Below are 17,156 nucleotides of genomic sequence, written 5' to 3'. Positions count from 1 at the left end.
GAGCGGAAAGTCGTGAAGTTGCTGATACAGATCCTGGTGGAGCTCCTCATCGCGACGGTGGCTGCGGTGGGGGGAATCCTCATGATCAGCAACTACACCGGCACCGCCCAGATTCTCGGCGTAATCCTGCTGATCGTCGGACTCCTCGTCGGCGTCCACCTCACGCTGGGCGCGGCCTTCGGCAGGATGCGGACGCCCCAGGACTTCGGCGCCGGATTCCGGGTCCCGACGGGGAAGCCGGGTCGCGGGCGTCGATAAGCCCCGGGGCGGAGAAAATTACGCGTGCAGGGCGGTGCGGACCTCGGTGAGCAGCTCGCGGGAGGCCTCCTCCGCACCGTCGAAGTCGGAATCGCGGATGCAGGCGGCCAGACGCTCGTGGGCCTGCAGAGCCACCTCCTCCGGAGCCTGCGGCATCAGCCCGGCGTGGGTGCGGCCTTCCAGTGCGGGAACCAGGGTCGGGGCCAGGGCGATGAACATCTCGTTGCCGGAGGCCTCGAGGAGAAGCTGGTGGAAGCGGATGTCCGCGGTGAGGAACTCGTCGGCGGTGCCTTGCCCGCCGGTGCCGAGCTCACGCAGAGTGGCCGCCAGTTCCACCAGCTCCCGGCGCTGCACCTCGGTGGCGTTGCGGGCGGCGTTGGCGGCCGCGATCGGCTCAACCGAGATGCGCAGCTCCGTCAAGGAGCGCAGCTGAAGGTCGCGCTCGCGCTCGCTGCCGAGACGCCACTCGATGATGGTCGGGTCGAACACCGCCCAGTGGGTGCGGGGCAGGACGGTGATGCCGACCCGACGGGAGGAGGACACCAGCCCCATCTGTTCGAGCGCGCGCATGGTCTCGCGGGCGACGGTGCGGGAAATCCCGAAACGGTCGGAAATGTCCTGGAGGGTGAAGGTGCGTCCTTCGGGCAGGTCACCGGCAACGATCTGGCGGCCGAGCTCCTCCAGTACTGAGGCGAGCAGGGGAGTGGCTGCTCCGGTGGATCCAGGAATGCTGGGTGACATGGAGTGGGCTCCTAGGGTGCGACTGGATTTCTAGAGATACAGATTACCTTTAGTCAATCCTATAGTATTTGGTCTCACCTCAATCGTAAAGCCACCCCCAACCGGACACGAAACCTGGCCGAGGTGTGGCCTCTCGGTGATCGCGTGTATCGATAAAGAAAAGCCTATGGGGGCGCGGCCGGAATCTCCCCCGAGACTGCCGTGCCGCCCGGGTGGGCAACGGTCCCGGGCCGAACATGCTGAGGGTGGCCTTCGATGTCCGGGGGCGGGCGTCCACCAGACTGCTTCCGGGGTGGCCACTCCGTGGTGTGCTGACCTCGAGTCCGACTCGCCACCCCCGTCAGAGGGGACGCCCGCGTCGTCTCTGCCCCTGAAAGTGGGGGCGCGCGGGGTCCCCGGTGGGCAAGGACGAGGGGGCGGGCGTCCCCGTGGGGCCCAATAGGACCCTGGGTTGCGGGGGACGGCGTCGATGGGTGGAAGGAGAGGGTCGTCCCGATCCTTTCCTTATCTCTTAGGGCTCCGGTCATCCCTGTGCTTGCCGGGCCATCCGGCTTACGCTCAGTGCCTGATTCATCTCCGGCGTCGGGGTCGGTCACGTCGTGAATATGTGCGAGGGGTCGGGCGGACGGGGGCACTTCTTCCGCTACATTGCGGGTGAGGCTTTCGGCCGGCCCGTTCGCCCGTGGCTGCTCCCGTCCGCGCCGACGCGAACCTTCCGGGCCCCTGCCGGTCCTGCGGCCCCCCCGGTGACTTTCTGGCCAGGCATTTCCATCCCCCGGCCCTCCCCGCCAATCGCCTCTGAGGGGCACGGTTCAACCTTTGGATGGACACCAAGCGGGGGTGGGTGGAAAGGGGTTCCGGTCACCTGGGCTGGAGGAAAGCTGGCACCGAAAGTGTCGTCGGTCACCTGTATTGGTGTGACGCATGTCGTCAACCGCAGGTAGCTGGCGAAAGTGCCTGTCAAATACAAATTTCCTCTGCATTCCCTGCGACTACACTCTTTCTTGTCCCCGGCCTGTAGTGGCTGGAAGTAACTCCGTGACATCTCCTAGGATGAAGCGGCACGACAAGTGGCGCGCCCGTGAACCTGCGGACGCGTTATGACATCAGGAGGATCGAATGACCGCTGTGGCGCCGAGGATCGACGACTACGTCGCTCCGGTACGTCCAGAGCCGACCGGCAGTAGCCGTCTGGGCTCGAAACTCTGGAACTCTTTCATCACCACCGACCACAAGCAGCTCGGCATCATGTACATCATCATGAGCTTCAGCTTCTTCTTCCTAGGTGGTCTCATGGCGCTGCTGATCCGTGCGGAGCTCTTCTCCCCGGGTCTGCAGTTCCTCTCCAACGAGCAGTTCAACCAGCTGTTCACCATGCACGGCACCGTCATGCTGCTGCTCTTCGGTACTCCGATCGTCTGGGGCTTCGCCAACTACGTCATCCCGCTGCAGATCGGCGCCCCGGACGTGGCCTTCCCGCGTCTCAACGCCTTCGGCTTCTGGATCACCACCGTCGGCGGCATCGTCATGCTGTCCGGCTTCCTGACCCCGGGCGGCGCGGCCGACTTCGGCTGGACCATGTACATGCCACTGGCTGACTCGGTCCATACCCCGGGCATCGGAGCCGACATGTGGATCATCGGCGTCGGCGCGACCGGCGTCGGCACCGTCGCCTCCGCGATCAACATGATCACCACCATCCTGACGCTGCGCGCTCCCGGCATGACCATGTTCCGTATGTCGGTCTTCACCTGGTCGATCTTCACCACCTCCGTCATCGCGCTGATGGTCTTCCCGCTGCTGCTGGCGGCCGCGCTCGGCGTCCTCTACGACCGCAAGCTCGGCGGCCACATCTACGACACCGCCAACGGCGGCGCCATCCTGTGGCAGCACCTGTTCTGGTTCTTCGGCCACCCCGAGGTCTACGTCCTCGCCCTGCCGTTCTTCGGCGTCATCTCCGAGGTCATCCCGGTCTTCTCCCGCAAGCCCATCTTCGGCTACATCGGACTGGTCTTCGCCACCCTGGCCATCGGCTCCCTCTCCATGGCGGTCTGGGCGCACCACATGTTCGTCACCGGCGCTGTGCTGCTGCCGTTCTTCTCGTTCATGACCTTCCTGATCGCGGTGCCCACCGGCGTGAAGTTCTTCAACTGGACCGGCACCATGTGGAACGGCCACATCACCTGGAACACTCCGATGATCTTCGCCGTCGGCTTCCTGGCGACCTTCCTCTTCGGCGGCATGACCGGCATCATGCTGGCCTCCCCGCCGCTGGACTTCCACCTGGCTGATTCCTACTTCCTGATCGCCCACTTCCACTACACCCTCTTCGGCACCGTCGTCTTCGCCTCCTTCGCGGGCGTCTACTTCTGGTTCCCGAAGATGACCGGGCGCATGCTCGACGAGCGCCTGGGCAAGATCCACTTCTGGCTGACCTTCGTCGGCTTCCACGGCACCTTCCTCATCCAGCACTGGCTGGGCAACATGGGCATGCCGCGCCGCTACGCCGACTACCTGGACTCCGACGGCTTCACCCTGTTCAACCAGATCTCCACGATCTTCTCCTTCGTGCTGGGCGCCTCCGTCATCCCGTTCGTCTGGAACGTCTTCAAGTCCTGGCGCTACGGCGAGGTCGTCACCGTCGACGACCCGTGGGGCTACGGCAACTCCCTGGAGTGGGCCACCTCCTGCCCGCCGCCGCGCCACAACTTCGTCTCCCTGCCGCGTATCCGCTCCGAGCGTCCCGCCTTCGAGCTGCACTACCCGCACATGGTGGAGCGCATGCGTCGCGAGGCACACACCGGTGGCCACGACGACGAGCGCACCGCAAAGGTGCAGTCCCCGTCCAAGGACAGCGTTGCGGCGCGCTAGCCGTCAGCAACTGACATCTCCCTCCTGAGATGGTTTTCTCGCCCCCTCGCTCCCCGCGAAGGGGCGAGATTCATATATTCACCCGTCATGACAGAATGAGACCCGTGACTGAATCACCAGCGTCCCCATCCACCGCGGCACTCCAGGTTGAACTCCAGCCCGGCCTCGAACCCGCGATTCTCACCACCACCGGCAAGGACCACCCGGGTGTCTCCGCCGCCTTCTTCCGGGTGCTGACCGCCCAGAAGGTCCAGCTGCTCGACGTCGAGCAGGCCCAGTTCCGCGGCCACCTCTCGCTGGCCGCCTTCGTCGGAGTCGAACCCTCTCGCCTCGTGGCGCTGCGCACCGGACTCGAGGACACCCTGCGTGTCCACGGGCAGTCCGTCACCGTCGAGACAGGGGAGGGGACCAAGACCATGGCACGCCCCCGTTCCACGCACGTGGTCGTCGTTCTCGGCAACCCGGTGACCGCGGAGGACGTCACTTCTGTCGCCCAGACCCTGACGAACTACAACGCGAACATCGACCGCATCCGGGGGATCGCGGATTATCCGCTCACCGGCCTGGAGCTGTCGATCACGGTGGATAACCCGGCCCCGGGCGGGGGAGTCTCCCTGCGCAAGGCCCTCGCCGAGCTGACCACCCAGCTCAACGTCGACATCGCCATCGAGCGCGCCGGCCTGTCGCGGCGCTCGAAGCGGCTGGTGTGCTTCGACTGCGACTCGACGCTGATCACCGGCGAGGTCATCGAGATGCTCGCCGCGCACGCCGGGCGCGAGGCGGAGGTCGCGGCGGTCACCGAGCGCGCCATGCGCGGTGAACTCGACTTCGAGGCCTCCCTCCGCGAGCGCGTGAAGGCCCTGGCCGGTCTGGATGCCTCGGTCATCGACCAGGTCGCCGCCGACATCGAGCTGACCCCGGGCGCCCGAACCACCATCCGTACGCTGAACAAGCTGGGCTACCGCACCGCCGTGGTGTCGGGCGGCTTCAATCAGGTCCTGGATGGCCTGGCGGAGGAACTCGAGCTCGACTACATGCGCGCGAACACCCTCGAGATCGTCGACGGCAAGCTCACCGGACGGGTCATCGGCGACGTCGTCGACCGCGCCGCCAAGGCACGTCTCCTGCGGGAGTTTGCCGAGGAGTCCGGCATCCGCATGGATCAGACCGTGGCCGTCGGCGACGGCGCCAACGACATCGACATGATCTCCGCCGCCGGCCTGGGCATCGCCTTCAACGCGAAACCGGCCCTGAAGGAGGTCGCCGACACCTCGGTCAACCACCCGTTCCTGGACGAGGTCCTCTACATCCTCGGTATTCCACGCCACGAGATCGACCACTCCGATGAATTGGACGGCAGCGCGCGCAAGGTGGCGCTGGCCTAGTGGGTGAGTCCGACACCGATCTGCTGCGGCAGGCGCACGCCCTGCTGGCGGCGCGCGTCACAGACGATCGACGTGCGCACACCGAGGATCCCGATGATCCTGGCACCGTGCAGGCCATGCAGATCGCGCTGAACATTCCGAAGCAGGAGCCGCCGACCAGGACAGCGCTCCTGGAGGCCGCCGCCCAGGCGGTGGTCCGGGTCTGCCTGGATGGCCGCGTCATCACCGATGAGGCATGGAACCGCGGCGTCACGACCTGGTACGACCATCTGATCCGCAAGGTCGCCCGGCGTGCCCGGAACAAGTCGTGGGAGGACGTCCAGAAGGTACCCGGGGTCACCGTCGAGGTCGACGGCGCCCAGGTCCGGGCGTTTGTTCCGTCGGCGGTGTCGGAGGTGGACCCGCTGATCCGGAAGCTGCAGATTCGCGGCACCGAGCTGCCTGCCGACCAGCCGGGGGAGATCGACCGGAGTCTGCCCGCGATCGCGATCGACGCTGCCCTGGACATGTCTCTGGGCAAGGCCGCCGCGCAGGTCGGGCACGGATCAATGCTCCTGGCCGCCCAGCAGCCGTTCGGCTGGGTGGAGGACTGGGCCCGGCAGGGCTATTCCGTCCAGGTCCGGGAGGTCAGCCGCGACCACCTTCTCGAGCTTGCGCAACGCGAGGGTGCCGTTGTGGTGCGGGATGCGGGCTTCACGGAGGTCGAGCCCGATTCGCTGACGGTGGTGGCGGTGCCGGGGCGGGGATAGCATCCCGCCCCAACCCAGGGAGTCTGTTCGCGTCAGTCCGTGACGGGGGTGGGCCAGGGGAGAATATGTGGCGCTGAGCGCAAACGTAATTCCTTTGATGGCGATGCATTTGCGTAGGATGCATATTCTGTCCTTATGTAGTCCAGATCATCAAAGGCGGTGTGGACATGTCCATGGTCCGATCCCGACGATTCAGCACGATTCTTCTCTCCCTCGGTGTCTCTTCGGCGCTGGCGCTGAGCGCCTGCGCCACGACGGACGGCGCCACGACGGCGGCGGAAGTTACCCCGGCCGCCTCGGTCTCGGCCGAGATCAACGCCAACGACTTTCCGGTGGATGTCGTGGAATCCACCCACCCGGCCAAGGACGCCCCGGCTGAGGGGGAGCTCCGCGTCACCCTGCTGGGCACCGGCAGCCCGGTGCCCAGCACCGAAAGGTTCGGGTTCTCCATCCTCGTCCAGGCCGGCGACATGAACTACCTCGTGGACGCCGGGCGCGGCGCCGTCATCCGCCTGACCCAGGCGGGTGTTGAGGCGGGCGAGCTGGACGGGCTGATCCTCACGCACTATCACTCGGACCACGTCCTGAGCGTCGACGACCTGTGGATGACCGGATACGTCCCGGCGTTCGGCGGACGCGATGGCGGTGACTTCATGGTCTACGGGCCGGAGGGCGTGGGCACGATCGTCGACAATCTCTACGCGGCCTTCGAGAACGATCGTCAGGTTCGCGCCGCCGACGGGGAGCTCGACCTCGAGACCACCGGCATCGCCTGGGAGGAGTTCACCGAGGAAGGCGTGGTCCTGGACAGGGACGGCCTCACAGTCACCATGTTCGACGTCCAGCACGATCCCGCCAACGTGATCCTTCCCTCGCAGGGCTACCGCATCGACTACGGGGAGCACTCCGTGCTCATCAGCGGCGACACCATCCCGCACCCCAACGTCGTCGAGCACGGCAAGAACGTCGACCTGCTCATCCACGAGGTGGCCGCGTTCCAGGATCCGGACGTTCTGCCGCAGGTGATCTCGCACCACACCACCCCGGAGCAGGCCGGCGAGATCTTCCGGGACGCCAACCCGGGTATGGCGGTGTACACCCACTTCGTCAACGGTATCCCGGGCAAGGTCGAGGGCGTCTCCGACGAGGAGATGATCTCGCGCACCAAGGAGAATTTCGACGGTGAGGTCGTCCTGGGTGAGGATCTGATGGTGTTCACCATCGGCGACGACGGGGTCGAGGTCCTTGATCAGCAGGCGCTGAGCGAGCGCTAGTCCGTGGGGCCCTCCGCCAGGTCGTGGAGCGTGTCGACGTCGAGGACGACGATCCACTCGCGCCCGGAGTCGATGAGACCGTCGCGCTTCATCCTGCTCATCGCCCGGGAGGCGGACTCGATGGTGGTCCCCGCCATGCCGGCGACGTCGTCGCGGCGGACACGCACCTGAATCAGGTGGGAACCGTCGGGGCGCACCTGGCCGAGTTTCTCATCGAGGTGGAGAATCACCTCGGCGACCCGCTGCTCGACGGTCCGGGTCGATTGCGCCACCTTGCGGGTGCGTGAGTGGGCGAGCTTCTCGTTCTGCATCTCCAGTATCGACAGGGCGATTTCCGGGTAGTTCCGGACCACGTCGGCGAGCGCGTCTGCAGGCAGGTAGAGCGCGCAGGTGGTCTCCATCGCCCAGACGGAATCCGCCGCTTCGGCGGTGACGGTCGACAGGGGGCCGACGACGTCGCCGGGGGCGGCGATGTCCACGGTGACTTCCTTGCCGTCGACCGTGTCCCTGGTGACCCGGGCTCGCCCTGCGACGATGAGGTAGGAGCCTTCGACCATGTCACCTGCCATGACAAGCGGGTCGCCCTCGTTCCAGGCCCAGGCGCTGAGCGTGGTGTCGAGCTTCCGGTGCTGCTCCGGTGTCAGGCCACCGAGGAGCGGACTGTTCGCCATCGCCCGCAGGCGGACGGCGGCGGAACAGGAATGCGCGTGCGCGCAGGAGCTGCGGACCGGATTCGAAGCCATGGTTTTATCCTATCGAGTCCGGTGAAAAACCGGCTAGGGTGACTCCACCAGCCGCTTCAGTGCGCCCCGCACCACCTGGGGGTCGGTGGTCTGCCAGAAGTCCGGCATCGAGGCGCGCAGGAAGGAGCCGTAGCGCTTGGTCACCAGCCGGTTGTCCAGGACTGCGACGACGCCGCGGTCGCCCACGTGGCGCAGCAGGCGGCCGGCGCCCTGGGCCATCAGCAGCGCCGCGTGGGTGGCGGAGACCTCCATGAATCCGGAGCGGCCGGCGGCGTCGGCGGCCTGGGAACGGGCCTGCAGCAGCGGATCATCCGGGCGGGGGAAGGGGATGCGGTCGATGATCACCAGCGACAGGGCACTGCCGGGGACGTCGACGCCCTGCCACAGGCTGAGCGTGCCGAAGAGGCAGGAGTTCTCGTTCTTGCTGAACTTGTCGACGAGGACGCCGAGGGTTTCCTCGCCCTGAACCATGACGTCGAAGGGGAGACGGGGGCGCATGGCCTCGGCCGCCTGCTCGGCGGCGCGGCGGGAGGAGAAGAGACCGAGGGTGCGGCCGCCGGCGGCGGTGACGAGCCCGGCGATCTCAGCGAGGGTGGCGTCGGAGAGTCCGTCGCGTCCGGGCGTCGGCAGGTGCTTGGCGGTGTAGAGGATGCCGGACTTCTTCGGGTCGAAGGGGGTGCCCGCGTTGAGGGAGTCCCAGCCGCCCTTGGGCAGGCCCCAGGACGCTGCCATGGCGTCGAAGTTGCCGCCCACGGTCAGCGTCGCCGAGGCGAGCACGACGGTCTGCTCCGCGAAGAGCTTGTTGTGCAGCATCTCGGCGACCGAGAGCGGCGCGACGGCCAGGGTGTCCGCGTCGCGGGAGGAGCGCTCGATCCAGACGACGTCGTCGTGGGAGGCGGGATCCTCGGTGCCGAAGACGTCGAGGATGCGCACCAGCGCGTCGTGGAGGTCGCCGAGGTGGTTGTTGAGGTTCTGGCGCTCGGCGAAGCGTTCCGGGTCGTTGGTGGACTCGCCCTCGGGCGGGGCGGCGATGGTGTTTTTGAGGGACCAGAGGGCGTCGCGAAGCCCGACGAGCATTCCCCGGGTCGGCTCGTCGATGTTGGTCCAGCGGCCGGGCTCCATGAGGCTGGTGTGGACTGCGAAGTCGTCGGCGAGGGAATCGAGGGTCTCGTCGCGGCCCTCGGCCCCGAGCTTGCCGGCGCGCTTGGCGGCCAGTCGCAGGGACCGGGCGGAGATCTCGTTGGTGGCCACGGAGGTGATGCGGCCGTCGAGCTCGTGGGCCTCATCGATGATGACCACGTCGTGCTCGGGCAGAATCATTGCGTCGGAGAGCGCGTCGATGGCCAGCAGCGCATGGTTGGTGACGACGACGTCGACGTCCTGGGCCTTCGCCTTGGCCAGCTCGGCGAAGCACTCCGCGCCATGCGGGCAGCGGGACGCGCCCAGGCACTCCGAGGAGCTGACCGAGACCTGGCGCCAGGCCAGGTCGGAAACGCCGGGATCGAGTTCGTCGCGGTCACCGGTGTCCGTGTCGTTGGCCCAGTCGTGCAGGCGGGTGACCTGCCGGCCCAGCCAGGAGACCTCGGATTCGTCGATGAGCGCGTCCGGCTCCAGCGAGGCCTGGCCGACCTTGTTGAGGCACAGATAGTTGTTTCGCCCCTTCATGATGGCGAAGGTCGGCTCGCGCTGCAGCTGCGGGGCGAGCGCCTTGACCAGGCGGGGCAGGTCCCGGTCGACGAGCTGGCGCTGCAGGGCCAGCGTCGCCGTGGAGACGATCACGGTTGAGTCGGTGGCCATCGCGTGGCGGATGGCGGGGACGAGGTAGGCCAGGGATTTACCGGTGCCCGTGCCGGCCTGGACCGCGAGATGGCGCTCCTTCTCGAGGGCGGCGGTCACGGCCTCGGCCATCGCGACCTGCCCCGGCCGGGGGGCGCCGCCGATCGCGGTGACGGCAGCGCTGAGCAGCTCCCCAGTGGAGGCGGACAACGGCTGGTCGGCAGAATCTGACATGCCGAGCAGTCTAACCCGGCTAGTGCTCCTGCCCGGATTCGGCGAAACCGACGAAACGGGTCGGGATGGCCGGCTCATCGCGGGACAGGGCGAGGCCCTCCCAGGGCAGAATCTTCAGCTGCTGAGCAAGGTGCGCGCGGGAGGTCTCCAGATCCGGCAGTCCCTCGAGGCGCCGCCCGTCACGGAACATCGGGCTCACCAGCTCCTCGCCGGTGAGCTGACCGCAGTCCGGCGTCGGCGTGCCGTAAGGGTAGACGATCTCCTCCACCGCGACGCCGGACTTGCGGTGCACCCGCATCGCGGTCTTGGTGCCGCCGGTCATGGCCTTGCCGGAGGAGCGCTTGACGACGGGATGGCCCTCCACCTCCACCAGCTTGTAGACCATGCCGGCGGTCGGCGCGCCGGAACCGGTGACCACGGAGGTGCCGACACCGTAGGAGTCGACCGGATCGCCGCGCAGGCCGGCGATCGCGAACTCGTCGAGGTCGGAGGAGACGACGATCTTGGTGTTGTACGCGCCCAGGTCGTCGAGCTGCCTGCGCACCCGCCGGGTCAGCGGCCCCAGATCACCGGAATCGATGCGCACGCCGCCGAGCTCGGTGCCGGCGACCCCGATGGCGGTGGCCACGCCCTGGGTGATGTCGTAGGTGTCCACCAGCAGCGTGGTGTCCACCCCGTGGGCGTCGATCTGCGCCCGGAAGGCGGCCGCCTCATTCGGGGAACCGTCCTCGTTGACGTGCAGCAGAGTCCAGGCGTGGGCCGCGGTGCCCGAGGCCGGGATGCCGTAGCGCTGGGCGGCCTCCAGGTTGGAGGTGGCGACGAAACCGGCGAGGTAGGCGGCCCGGGCGGCGGTGACGGCCGCGTATTCGTGCGTGCGACGCGACCCCATCTCGATGATGGGGCGGCCGTCGGCGGCGGTGACCATCCGGGCGGCGGCGGAGGCCACGGCGGAGTCCGCGTTCATGATGGAGAGGATGACCGTCTCCAGGATGACGCATTCCGCGAAGGTGCCGCGCACCGTGAGGATGGGGGAGTAGGGGAAGTAGAGTTCGCCCTCGCGGTAACCGTCGACCTGGCCCGTGAAACGGTAGTTGCGCAGGTAATCCAGGGTGGCCTCGTCAAGGAAATCCATCTCGGCGAGCTGCTCCTCGCTGAAGCGGAAAGCCTCGATCGCCTGGAGCACGCGAGCGGTGCCGGCGACGACGCCGTAGCGACGCTCGTTGGGCAGCCGGCGGGAGAACACCTCGAAGCCGCATGCCTTGTGGGCGGTACCGTCGCGGAGCGCGGCCTGCAGCATCGTCAGCTCGTACTTGTCCGTCAGCAGAGCGGTGGAGCGCGGCGGGAAGGGATCGGTGCGGGGGGCGATGTCGTTCACGGAGACCACTGTACTTAGTCGGTGAACCGCCCGTGTCGCGTTATCGGCTGAAGAGGATGACGGCCCACACCTTTCCGTGGCCCTGGGCGGTGGACACCCCGTAGAAGGCGTAGGCCGGGTCGAGGATGATTTCCGTGTGCGGTGCGGAGCGCAACCAGAGGTCGAGGAAGGCCTCGCCCGACGCGGACTCGGCGGGCAGGCTCGCCTGAATCATGCTCACGTTGCTGTCCAGGAAGGCCTGCTCCCGGCCGTTGGCGGCGTTGTCGCGGGCCGCGTCCTGGGCCTGGAGCTGGAGTGCGGGATCGGGAAGGAGCGGGCCGGAGCCGCTGAGATAATCGACCGCCTCACGGGCGCGCAGCTCCAGGAGTCCACGTTGCAGATCCTGCTCAATCGCGGTCAGGCGTTGCTGCTCCTGGAGAGCGGGGTCCTCGAAGTCCGCGAAGTCCCCGTAGTCGCCCGAGCTGCCGCCGAAGTAGCCGGCCCCGCCCTCTCCGGCGGTGACCCCGAGGACGGTGGAGGCGGCCAGCGTCGCGGCGCTCAGCAGCGTCGCAAAAACCCTGTTCGGCTCACGGACAAGGTTCAGCGGGTCATTGATGAGCTCCGAACCGAGGACGGCAAGCCGGGAGGACATCTCATTCATGGCGCACTTTCGTCATCTGTCGGGGTTGCGGTAACAGCGTCACAGTCTAACGCTCCGCCGGCGTCGTCAGGCACGGCGCGCGGCAGACCTGCCGCCGGGCCATCCTGCGCACCCGGCACCGGCGTTGACTAGTGTGGAGACCATGATTATCTCAGCCGGAACCGCCGACGGTCCGAGGATGGCCTCGCCGATGGCCACTCCCGAACTGGACGAGGACATCCAGGTCGATGTGGCGACTGCCGAGAATCTGCCCTGGATGTGCATCGTCTGGGACGACCCGGTCAACCTCATGAGCTACGTGACCTACGTTTTTCAGACCGTGCTCGGCTACAGCAAGAAGAAGGCCACCGAGCTGATGATGCAGGTCCACACTGAAGGCAGGGCCGTGGTCTCCTCCGGGGAGCGCGACAAGGTGGAGGCGGACGTCAAGAAGCTGCACACCGCCGGGCTCTGGGCCACCATGCAGCAGGCGGGTTAAGGGCCGGCCGGCCCGTCCCGGTGACGGAAAGAAAGGAACAGGGAGCACAGTGAAGCCCTGGCGCAGGAAGAAAGGCCTCATGCGGGCCGCCAAGTTCAGCACCACATTCGACCCGATGGAGCGCGAGGTGCTCGGCAACCTCGCCGCCACCGTGGCGGAGGCGCTCATGGAGCGCGCCCGCACCGCCCCCCGCGATGAACTCGCGCAGATGATGGGCCTGCCCGCCGGGCACAAGGACGCCCCGGAGGATCCCTCGCTGGCGCGGCTGTTGCCGGACTTCGAGCGCGACGGCGACGAGGAATTCGACGGGGACAACGCGCTCCTGCGCTCCCTCCACGAGACGGACATAATCTCCGGAAAGCTGGGGAACCTGCAGGCGATCACCTCTGCCGTGGGCCCGGACGGTGGGGTGGAGGTCAGCCTCGACGAACGGGAGGCGCAGCAGTTCCTCGCCGGCCTCAACGACCTGCGCCTGTATCTGGCTGCGGGCGAAGGACACAACGAGACGCAGGCGCAGGACCGCGACGACCTGGTCGAATGGTTGGCCTACAACCAGGACAGCCTCCTGTCTGCGCTGATGGGGGAATAATGGCGGGCCGCCTCGGCGACGTCCCCGGACTCCGGCTCGGCCACGCCAGCCTCGGCGACACCGGCGTCACCGCGGTGGTCGCCCAATCCCCCCTGGGCATGACCGGCGGCGTCGACGTCCGGGGCGGCGGACCCGGGACGCGCGAGACCGACCTGCTGGCCCCGCACAACACCGTCCAGCGCGTGCAAGCGGTCATCCTCACCGGCGGTTCCGCCTTCGGGCTGGCCGCCGCCGACGGTGCGGTGAGGGAACTGGAGTCTCGAGGCCACGGTTTCCCCGTGTTCGGGGAGGGCGTGCCTGGTCCCCGGGTGCCGATCGTCCCCGCGGCCGTCATCTTCGACCTGCTCGTCGGTTCCCCCGATCACCGGCCCACGGCCGCGGACGGGGCGACCGCGGTGCGTGCCGCCCTGTCCGGAGAGGCGGCGGGCTCCGGCAGCGTCGGCGCGGGCAGCGGCGCCACCGCCGGCGTGCTGCGCGGAGGCTTCGGTCAGGCGAGCGTGCGAGTGGGGGAGTACACCCTGGCCGCGGGCGTCGTCGCCAACCCGGTCGGCTCCGTGGTCGACCCGGTGACGGGGCGCCTCCACGGGGACCCCACCCGGCCGGCGGTGGACGTGCGCGCCTTCGGCGAACTCGAGCGCCCCACCCCGGCGCTGAACACCACCATTGGCGTCGTCGCGACCGACGCGCCCGTGACCAAGGCGCAGGCCACGCGACTCGCCATGACCGGGCACGACGGCATTGCCCGGGCGGTGCGTCCCGCGCATTCCCCGCTGGACGGCGACACCCTCTTCGCCCTCGGCACCTCGGAGGAGGACCTGGGCGTTGAGTTGGAGACCATGGCTGCGCTGTCGGTGGCCGCCGCCGAGGCGGTAGAAGCGGCCATCGTCGACGCCGTGGTCACCGCCGAGCCCGGTTACGGACTGCCTGTGTGGAGCGACCTGGTCTCCTGAATGCGCCGCGCCGGGGGAGGGCGGGACAGGTAGCCTGAAAGGACTATGAGTTTCCAGAATCCGAACCAGCGGCCGGGCTACGGTCGGGGCCAGAACCCCTTCGGCGGCCAGGGCTACCCCCACCAGCCGGGGCGCCGGCCGATGCCCCTGGGGGCGCGCGGCCCCGGGCGTCGCCCGGCGCCACGGCGTGGCGGGTGGCGGGCGGGACTGTCCTACGCGACCGGTTTCGTCATCCTGATCTGGACGGTCCACATCGTCAACGGCCTCCTCTTCGGCGGCCAGCTGATCGTCTTCGGCATCCACCCCCTCGACCTGAGCTCCATCTGGGGAATCTTCACCTCGCCGCTCCTGCACGCCGACTTCTCCCACCTGATGTCGAACACGCTGCCGGGGGCGATTTTCGCCTTCCTCATCGGGCATTCGGGCCCGCGGGTGTTCTGGGAGGTGACCGCCATCGTGGTGATCGTCGGAGGCGCCGGCGTGTGGCTGTTCGGCGGCATCGGCACCAACCACATCGGGGCCTCCGGCCTGGTCTACGGCTGGCTCGCCTACCTGCTGATCCGCGGTTTCTTCAACCGCTCGCTGGCGGAGATCGGGCTGGGGGTGACCCTCGGTTTCATTTACTCCGGCCTCATCTTCGGGCTCTTGCCCGGCACCCCCGGCCTGTCGTGGCAGGCGCACCTCTTCGGCGCCGTCGGCGGCGTACTGGCCGGAATGTTCATCACCTCGGACGACCCGCCGCACCTGGTGGCCTACCGCAGCGCGAAGAAGGACGTCCGGAACGGCAGGTGACCACCGGTGTGGGGAGGTTACGCGGACGGAGTATATGAAATTCTGACTCTAGATGTGAAAGGTTCTCAGGTTCTGGCTTAAAGTGTGCAGTCATGACGACGACGAACATCAACCCCGCCCACCGGTTGAGCGGCGAGGAGACCGAGACCTGGCGTAACCTCTCGTCCTTCCGGCTGGGGCTGCCCGCCCAGCTCGACACGCGTCTCCGGCGCCGTGCCGGGATCTCCCATCATGATTTCTGCGCCCTCCACCACGTCGCCACCGCTGAGCGGCGACCGGTCCGCATGAGTGAGCTGGCCACCACCGCAGACATGTCCCTGTCCCACCTCTCCCGAGTCGTCACGCGCCTGGAGAAGCGCGGCCTGGCCCGACGCCTGCCGGACCCGCATGACGGGCGGACGACGCTGGTGGACCTCACCCGCACCGGGTGGTCCCTCTACGAGGAGAACGTCCCGGCGCACATCGCCGAGATCCGCCGACTGGTGTTCGACAACCTGACCCCGGAGGAGTCCCGGGCGCTGGGCTCCGCCCTGCGCAAGATGGCCGCCTCGGTGCGTGATGCCGACGGAGCACATGAGTGCGCCGGGGACACCGCGGAAGCCGTCTGAGCGGACGCAGGGCCTAGGATGGGCCGGTGATGAACACCTCAGCATCTTCCCCTGCGTCCACCCCCGGGCCCGGCGCCCCGATCGGGATGTTCGATTCCGGCGTCGGCGGCCTGACCGTGGCCCGCACCGTCATGGATCAGCTGCCGAACGAGTCGCTGATCTACGTCGGCGACACCGCCAACGGCCCCTACGGACCGCTGCCCATCGCCCAGGTCCGCGAGCACGCCCGCGTCATCGCCGACGACCTCGTCGAACGCGGCTGCAAGATGCTGGTCATCGCCTGTAACACGGCCACCGCCGCCTTCCTGCACGACGCGCGCGAGCGCTACGACATCCCCATCGTCGAGGTCATCCACCCGGCGGTGCGGCGTGCCATGGCCTCGACGCGCAACGGCCGGGTCGGGGTGATCGGCACCGCTGGCACCATCAAGTCCGGCGCCTACCAGGATCTCTTCCGCCTCAACCCGAACGTCGAGGTCACCGCAGCCGCCTGCCCGGCCTTCGTGGAGTTCGTCGAGCGCGGCATCACCTCCGGCCGCCAGATCCTCGGTGTCGCGGAGGGCTACCTGGAACCTGTCCAGGCGGCGGGCGTCGACACGCTCGTGCTCGGGTGCACCCACTATCCGCTGCTGTCGGGGATCATCCAGCTCGCGGTCGGCGACGGAGTCACCCTCGTCTCCTCCGCCGAGGAGACGGCGAAGGACGTGCTGCGCATCCTGACCGAGAGGGACATGCTCGCCGATCCGGAGGTCCACGGCCCGCCGACGCGGATCTTCGAGTCGACCGGTGATCCCGAGAAATTCACGGCCCTGGCGCAGCGTTTCCTCGGCCCCGGCATTTCCGGGGTTCACCAGCACTCCTTCGGCTGAACCGCGTGGTTTCAGTCGAAAAATCAGGAGGTTCGTGGCACAGTTGGGCTATGAAGCTGACCATCCTCGGGTGCTCCGGCAGCGTGCCCGCACCAGGCAAGCCCGCCTCCGGATATCTCATCACCGTCGACAATGACGAGTCGGTGGTCATGGACCTCGGCCCCGGCACCCTGGCCGCCCTGCAGGCGATTCAGAACCCTGCCGACGCCCACGTCGTCTTCTCCCATCTCCACGCAGACCACTGCACCGACTTCCCCTCGCTCATGGTCTGGCGCCGTTTCCATCCGGACGCCGCGTCCTACGGCCGCGATCTCTGCTTCGGGCCGGTGGACACCCCGATCCACCTCGGGCGGCTCAGCTCGAACGAGCCGGGCGGCGTCGATGACATGTCCGACACCTTCGCCTTCGCCCCGTGGGTGGACGGGCAGACGGAAATCCTCGGCCGGGTGACCATCACCCCCTACCGTGTCCTGCACCCGATCGAGGCCTACGCCCTGCGCGTGCGTGAGCCCGCCACCGGCAAGGTGATCACCTACTCGGGCGATTCCGCCTACACCCCGAACCTGGTCACGGCGGCGCGCGGCGCCGACCTCCTTTTCGCCGAGGCCTGCTGGGGGCCGAGCGGCGAGGGCATGGCGCCGGGCATGCACATGTCGGGCGCGGACGCCGGTCGTGTCGCCCGCGAAGCCGGCGTCGGGCACCTGGTGCTCATCCACATTCAGCCGTGGGCCGACGTCGAGGCCACCCTTGCCGCGGCGCGCAGCGAGTTCGACGGCCAGATCAGCGTCGGCGAGCCCGGCCAGGTCTACGCGTTGTAGCCTGGT

Annotated in this window: 17 protein-coding genes; 12 read left to right on the top strand and 5 right to left on the bottom strand. The window is 68.0% G+C overall.

The features are described 5' to 3' along the window. Positions 1–12 precede the first annotated feature (12 nt). A complete protein-coding gene (locus CGUA_RS11020) occupies positions 13–258 on the top strand; it encodes a hypothetical protein (protein ID WP_290195654.1) in 246 nt (81 codons plus the stop codon). Between the two features lie 18 nt (positions 259–276). Here the strand turns inward: CGUA_RS11020 and CGUA_RS11015 are convergent, their stop codons facing one another. Then, positions 277–999 carry a FadR/GntR family transcriptional regulator gene (locus tag CGUA_RS11015; RefSeq protein ID WP_290195652.1) on the bottom strand — a complete coding sequence of 241 codons (723 nt, stop codon included), beginning with the start codon at positions 997–999 and terminating at the stop codon, positions 277–279. Positions 1,000–2,118: 1,119 nt separating this feature from the next. Here CGUA_RS11015 and ctaD point away from each other — a divergent pair. The 4 genes from ctaD (at position 2,119) to CGUA_RS10995 (ending at position 7,278) form a co-directional block, all read left to right on the top strand. Next, complete coding sequence (gene ctaD / locus CGUA_RS11010; RefSeq protein ID WP_290195650.1) at positions 2,119–3,870, top strand: aa3-type cytochrome oxidase subunit I; 1,752 nt, start codon at positions 2,119–2,121, stop codon at positions 3,868–3,870. Between the two features lie 95 nt (positions 3,871–3,965). Then, positions 3,966–5,255 carry a phosphoserine phosphatase SerB gene (gene serB, locus CGUA_RS11005; RefSeq protein WP_290195648.1) on the top strand — a complete coding sequence of 430 codons (1,290 nt, stop codon included), beginning with the start codon at positions 3,966–3,968 and terminating at the stop codon, positions 5,253–5,255. Next, on the top strand, positions 5,255–6,004 hold the full coding sequence (locus tag CGUA_RS11000; protein WP_290195646.1) for a peptidyl-tRNA hydrolase: 750 nt from the start codon (positions 5,255–5,257) through the stop codon (positions 6,002–6,004). Before serB ends, CGUA_RS11000 begins: the two co-directional genes overlap by 1 nt. A 167-nt stretch (positions 6,005–6,171) precedes the next feature. Further along, complete coding sequence (locus CGUA_RS10995) at positions 6,172–7,278, top strand: MBL fold metallo-hydrolase (RefSeq protein WP_290195644.1); 1,107 nt, start codon at positions 6,172–6,174, stop codon at positions 7,276–7,278. Here CGUA_RS10995 and CGUA_RS10990 read toward each other — a convergent pair. Genes CGUA_RS10990 through CGUA_RS10975 form a run of 4 tightly spaced genes read right to left on the bottom strand, consistent with a single transcriptional unit; the run spans position 7,275 to position 12,046 of the window. Beyond that, entirely contained in the window at positions 7,275–8,021 is a 747-nt protein-coding gene (locus CGUA_RS10990) for a Crp/Fnr family transcriptional regulator (protein WP_290195641.1), read from the bottom strand. The two genes, CGUA_RS10995 and CGUA_RS10990, sit on opposite strands and share 4 nt — an antisense overlap. A 33-nt stretch (positions 8,022–8,054) precedes the next feature. Then, a complete protein-coding gene (locus CGUA_RS10985) occupies positions 8,055–10,031 on the bottom strand; it encodes an ATP-dependent DNA helicase (RefSeq protein WP_290195638.1) in 1,977 nt (658 codons plus the stop codon). Between the two features lie 19 nt (positions 10,032–10,050). Beyond that, the gene (locus CGUA_RS10980) at positions 10,051–11,406 is read right to left on the bottom strand and encodes a nicotinate phosphoribosyltransferase (protein WP_374725046.1); all 1,356 of its coding nucleotides are present in this window, start codon (positions 11,404–11,406) and stop codon (positions 10,051–10,053) included. Positions 11,407–11,446: 40 nt separating this feature from the next. Next, complete coding sequence (locus CGUA_RS10975) at positions 11,447–12,046, bottom strand: CAP domain-containing protein (protein ID WP_290195636.1); 600 nt, start codon at positions 12,044–12,046, stop codon at positions 11,447–11,449. 142 nt (positions 12,047–12,188) lie between these two features. Between CGUA_RS10975 and clpS the strand changes: the two genes are divergently transcribed. From clpS to CGUA_RS10940, 7 genes are all read left to right on the top strand, one after another. Further along, positions 12,189–12,524, top strand: coding sequence for an ATP-dependent Clp protease adapter ClpS (clpS, locus tag CGUA_RS10970; protein WP_290195634.1), 336 nt, complete (start codon positions 12,189–12,191; stop codon positions 12,522–12,524). Positions 12,525–12,573: 49 nt separating this feature from the next. Further along, positions 12,574–13,113 (top strand): DUF2017 domain-containing protein, encoded by a 540-nt coding sequence (locus tag CGUA_RS10965; protein WP_290195631.1) that lies wholly within the window; start codon positions 12,574–12,576, stop codon positions 13,111–13,113. Then, a complete protein-coding gene (locus tag CGUA_RS10960) occupies positions 13,113–14,063 on the top strand; it encodes a P1 family peptidase (protein ID WP_290195630.1) in 951 nt (316 codons plus the stop codon). Before CGUA_RS10965 ends, CGUA_RS10960 begins: the two co-directional genes overlap by 1 nt. A gap of 45 nt (positions 14,064–14,108) precedes the next feature. Next, positions 14,109–14,855 carry a rhomboid family intramembrane serine protease gene (locus CGUA_RS10955; protein ID WP_374725045.1) on the top strand — a complete coding sequence of 249 codons (747 nt, stop codon included), beginning with the start codon at positions 14,109–14,111 and terminating at the stop codon, positions 14,853–14,855. 92 nt (positions 14,856–14,947) lie between these two features. After that, a complete protein-coding gene (locus CGUA_RS10950; protein ID WP_290195627.1) occupies positions 14,948–15,463 on the top strand; it encodes a MarR family winged helix-turn-helix transcriptional regulator in 516 nt (171 codons plus the stop codon). Between the two features lie 29 nt (positions 15,464–15,492). Then, positions 15,493–16,332, top strand: coding sequence for a glutamate racemase (gene murI / locus CGUA_RS10945; protein WP_290195625.1), 840 nt, complete (start codon positions 15,493–15,495; stop codon positions 16,330–16,332). A 50-nt stretch (positions 16,333–16,382) separates the two neighbouring features. Then, on the top strand, positions 16,383–17,150 hold the full coding sequence (locus tag CGUA_RS10940) for an MBL fold metallo-hydrolase (protein WP_290195623.1): 768 nt from the start codon (positions 16,383–16,385) through the stop codon (positions 17,148–17,150). The last annotated feature ends 6 nt before the right edge of the window (positions 17,151–17,156 follow it).

It is taken from the genome of Corynebacterium guangdongense (assembly GCF_030408915.1).
Lineage (GTDB): Bacteria > Actinomycetota > Actinomycetes > Mycobacteriales > Mycobacteriaceae > Corynebacterium > Corynebacterium guangdongense.
This window is presented reverse-complemented; position numbering and strand designations above follow the sequence as displayed.

Coding starts and splice junctions, on each gene's coding strand:
- CGUA_RS10960 (WP_290195630.1), top strand. CDS start 13,113: ATGGCGGGCCGCCTCGGCGACGTCCCCGGACTCCGGCTCGGCCACGCC.
- CGUA_RS10975 (WP_290195636.1), bottom strand. CDS start 12,046: ATGAATGAGATGTCCTCCCGGCTTGCCGTCCTCGGTTCGGAGCTCATC.
- CGUA_RS10995 (WP_290195644.1), top strand. CDS start 6,172: ATGTCCATGGTCCGATCCCGACGATTCAGCACGATTCTTCTCTCCCTC.
- CGUA_RS11015 (WP_290195652.1), bottom strand. CDS start 999: ATGTCACCCAGCATTCCTGGATCCACCGGAGCAGCCACTCCCCTGCTC.
- serB (WP_290195648.1), top strand. CDS start 3,966: ATGAGACCCGTGACTGAATCACCAGCGTCCCCATCCACCGCGGCACTC.
- CGUA_RS10955 (WP_374725045.1), top strand. CDS start 14,109: ATGAGTTTCCAGAATCCGAACCAGCGGCCGGGCTACGGTCGGGGCCAG.
- ctaD (WP_290195650.1), top strand. CDS start 2,119: ATGACCGCTGTGGCGCCGAGGATCGACGACTACGTCGCTCCGGTACGT.
- CGUA_RS10990 (WP_290195641.1), bottom strand. CDS start 8,021: ATGGCTTCGAATCCGGTCCGCAGCTCCTGCGCGCACGCGCATTCCTGT.
- clpS (WP_290195634.1), top strand. CDS start 12,189: ATGATTATCTCAGCCGGAACCGCCGACGGTCCGAGGATGGCCTCGCCG.
- CGUA_RS10985 (WP_290195638.1), bottom strand. CDS start 10,031: ATGTCAGATTCTGCCGACCAGCCGTTGTCCGCCTCCACTGGGGAGCTG.
- murI (WP_290195625.1), top strand. CDS start 15,493: ATGAACACCTCAGCATCTTCCCCTGCGTCCACCCCCGGGCCCGGCGCC.
- CGUA_RS10940 (WP_290195623.1), top strand. CDS start 16,383: ATGAAGCTGACCATCCTCGGGTGCTCCGGCAGCGTGCCCGCACCAGGC.
- CGUA_RS10950 (WP_290195627.1), top strand. CDS start 14,948: ATGACGACGACGAACATCAACCCCGCCCACCGGTTGAGCGGCGAGGAG.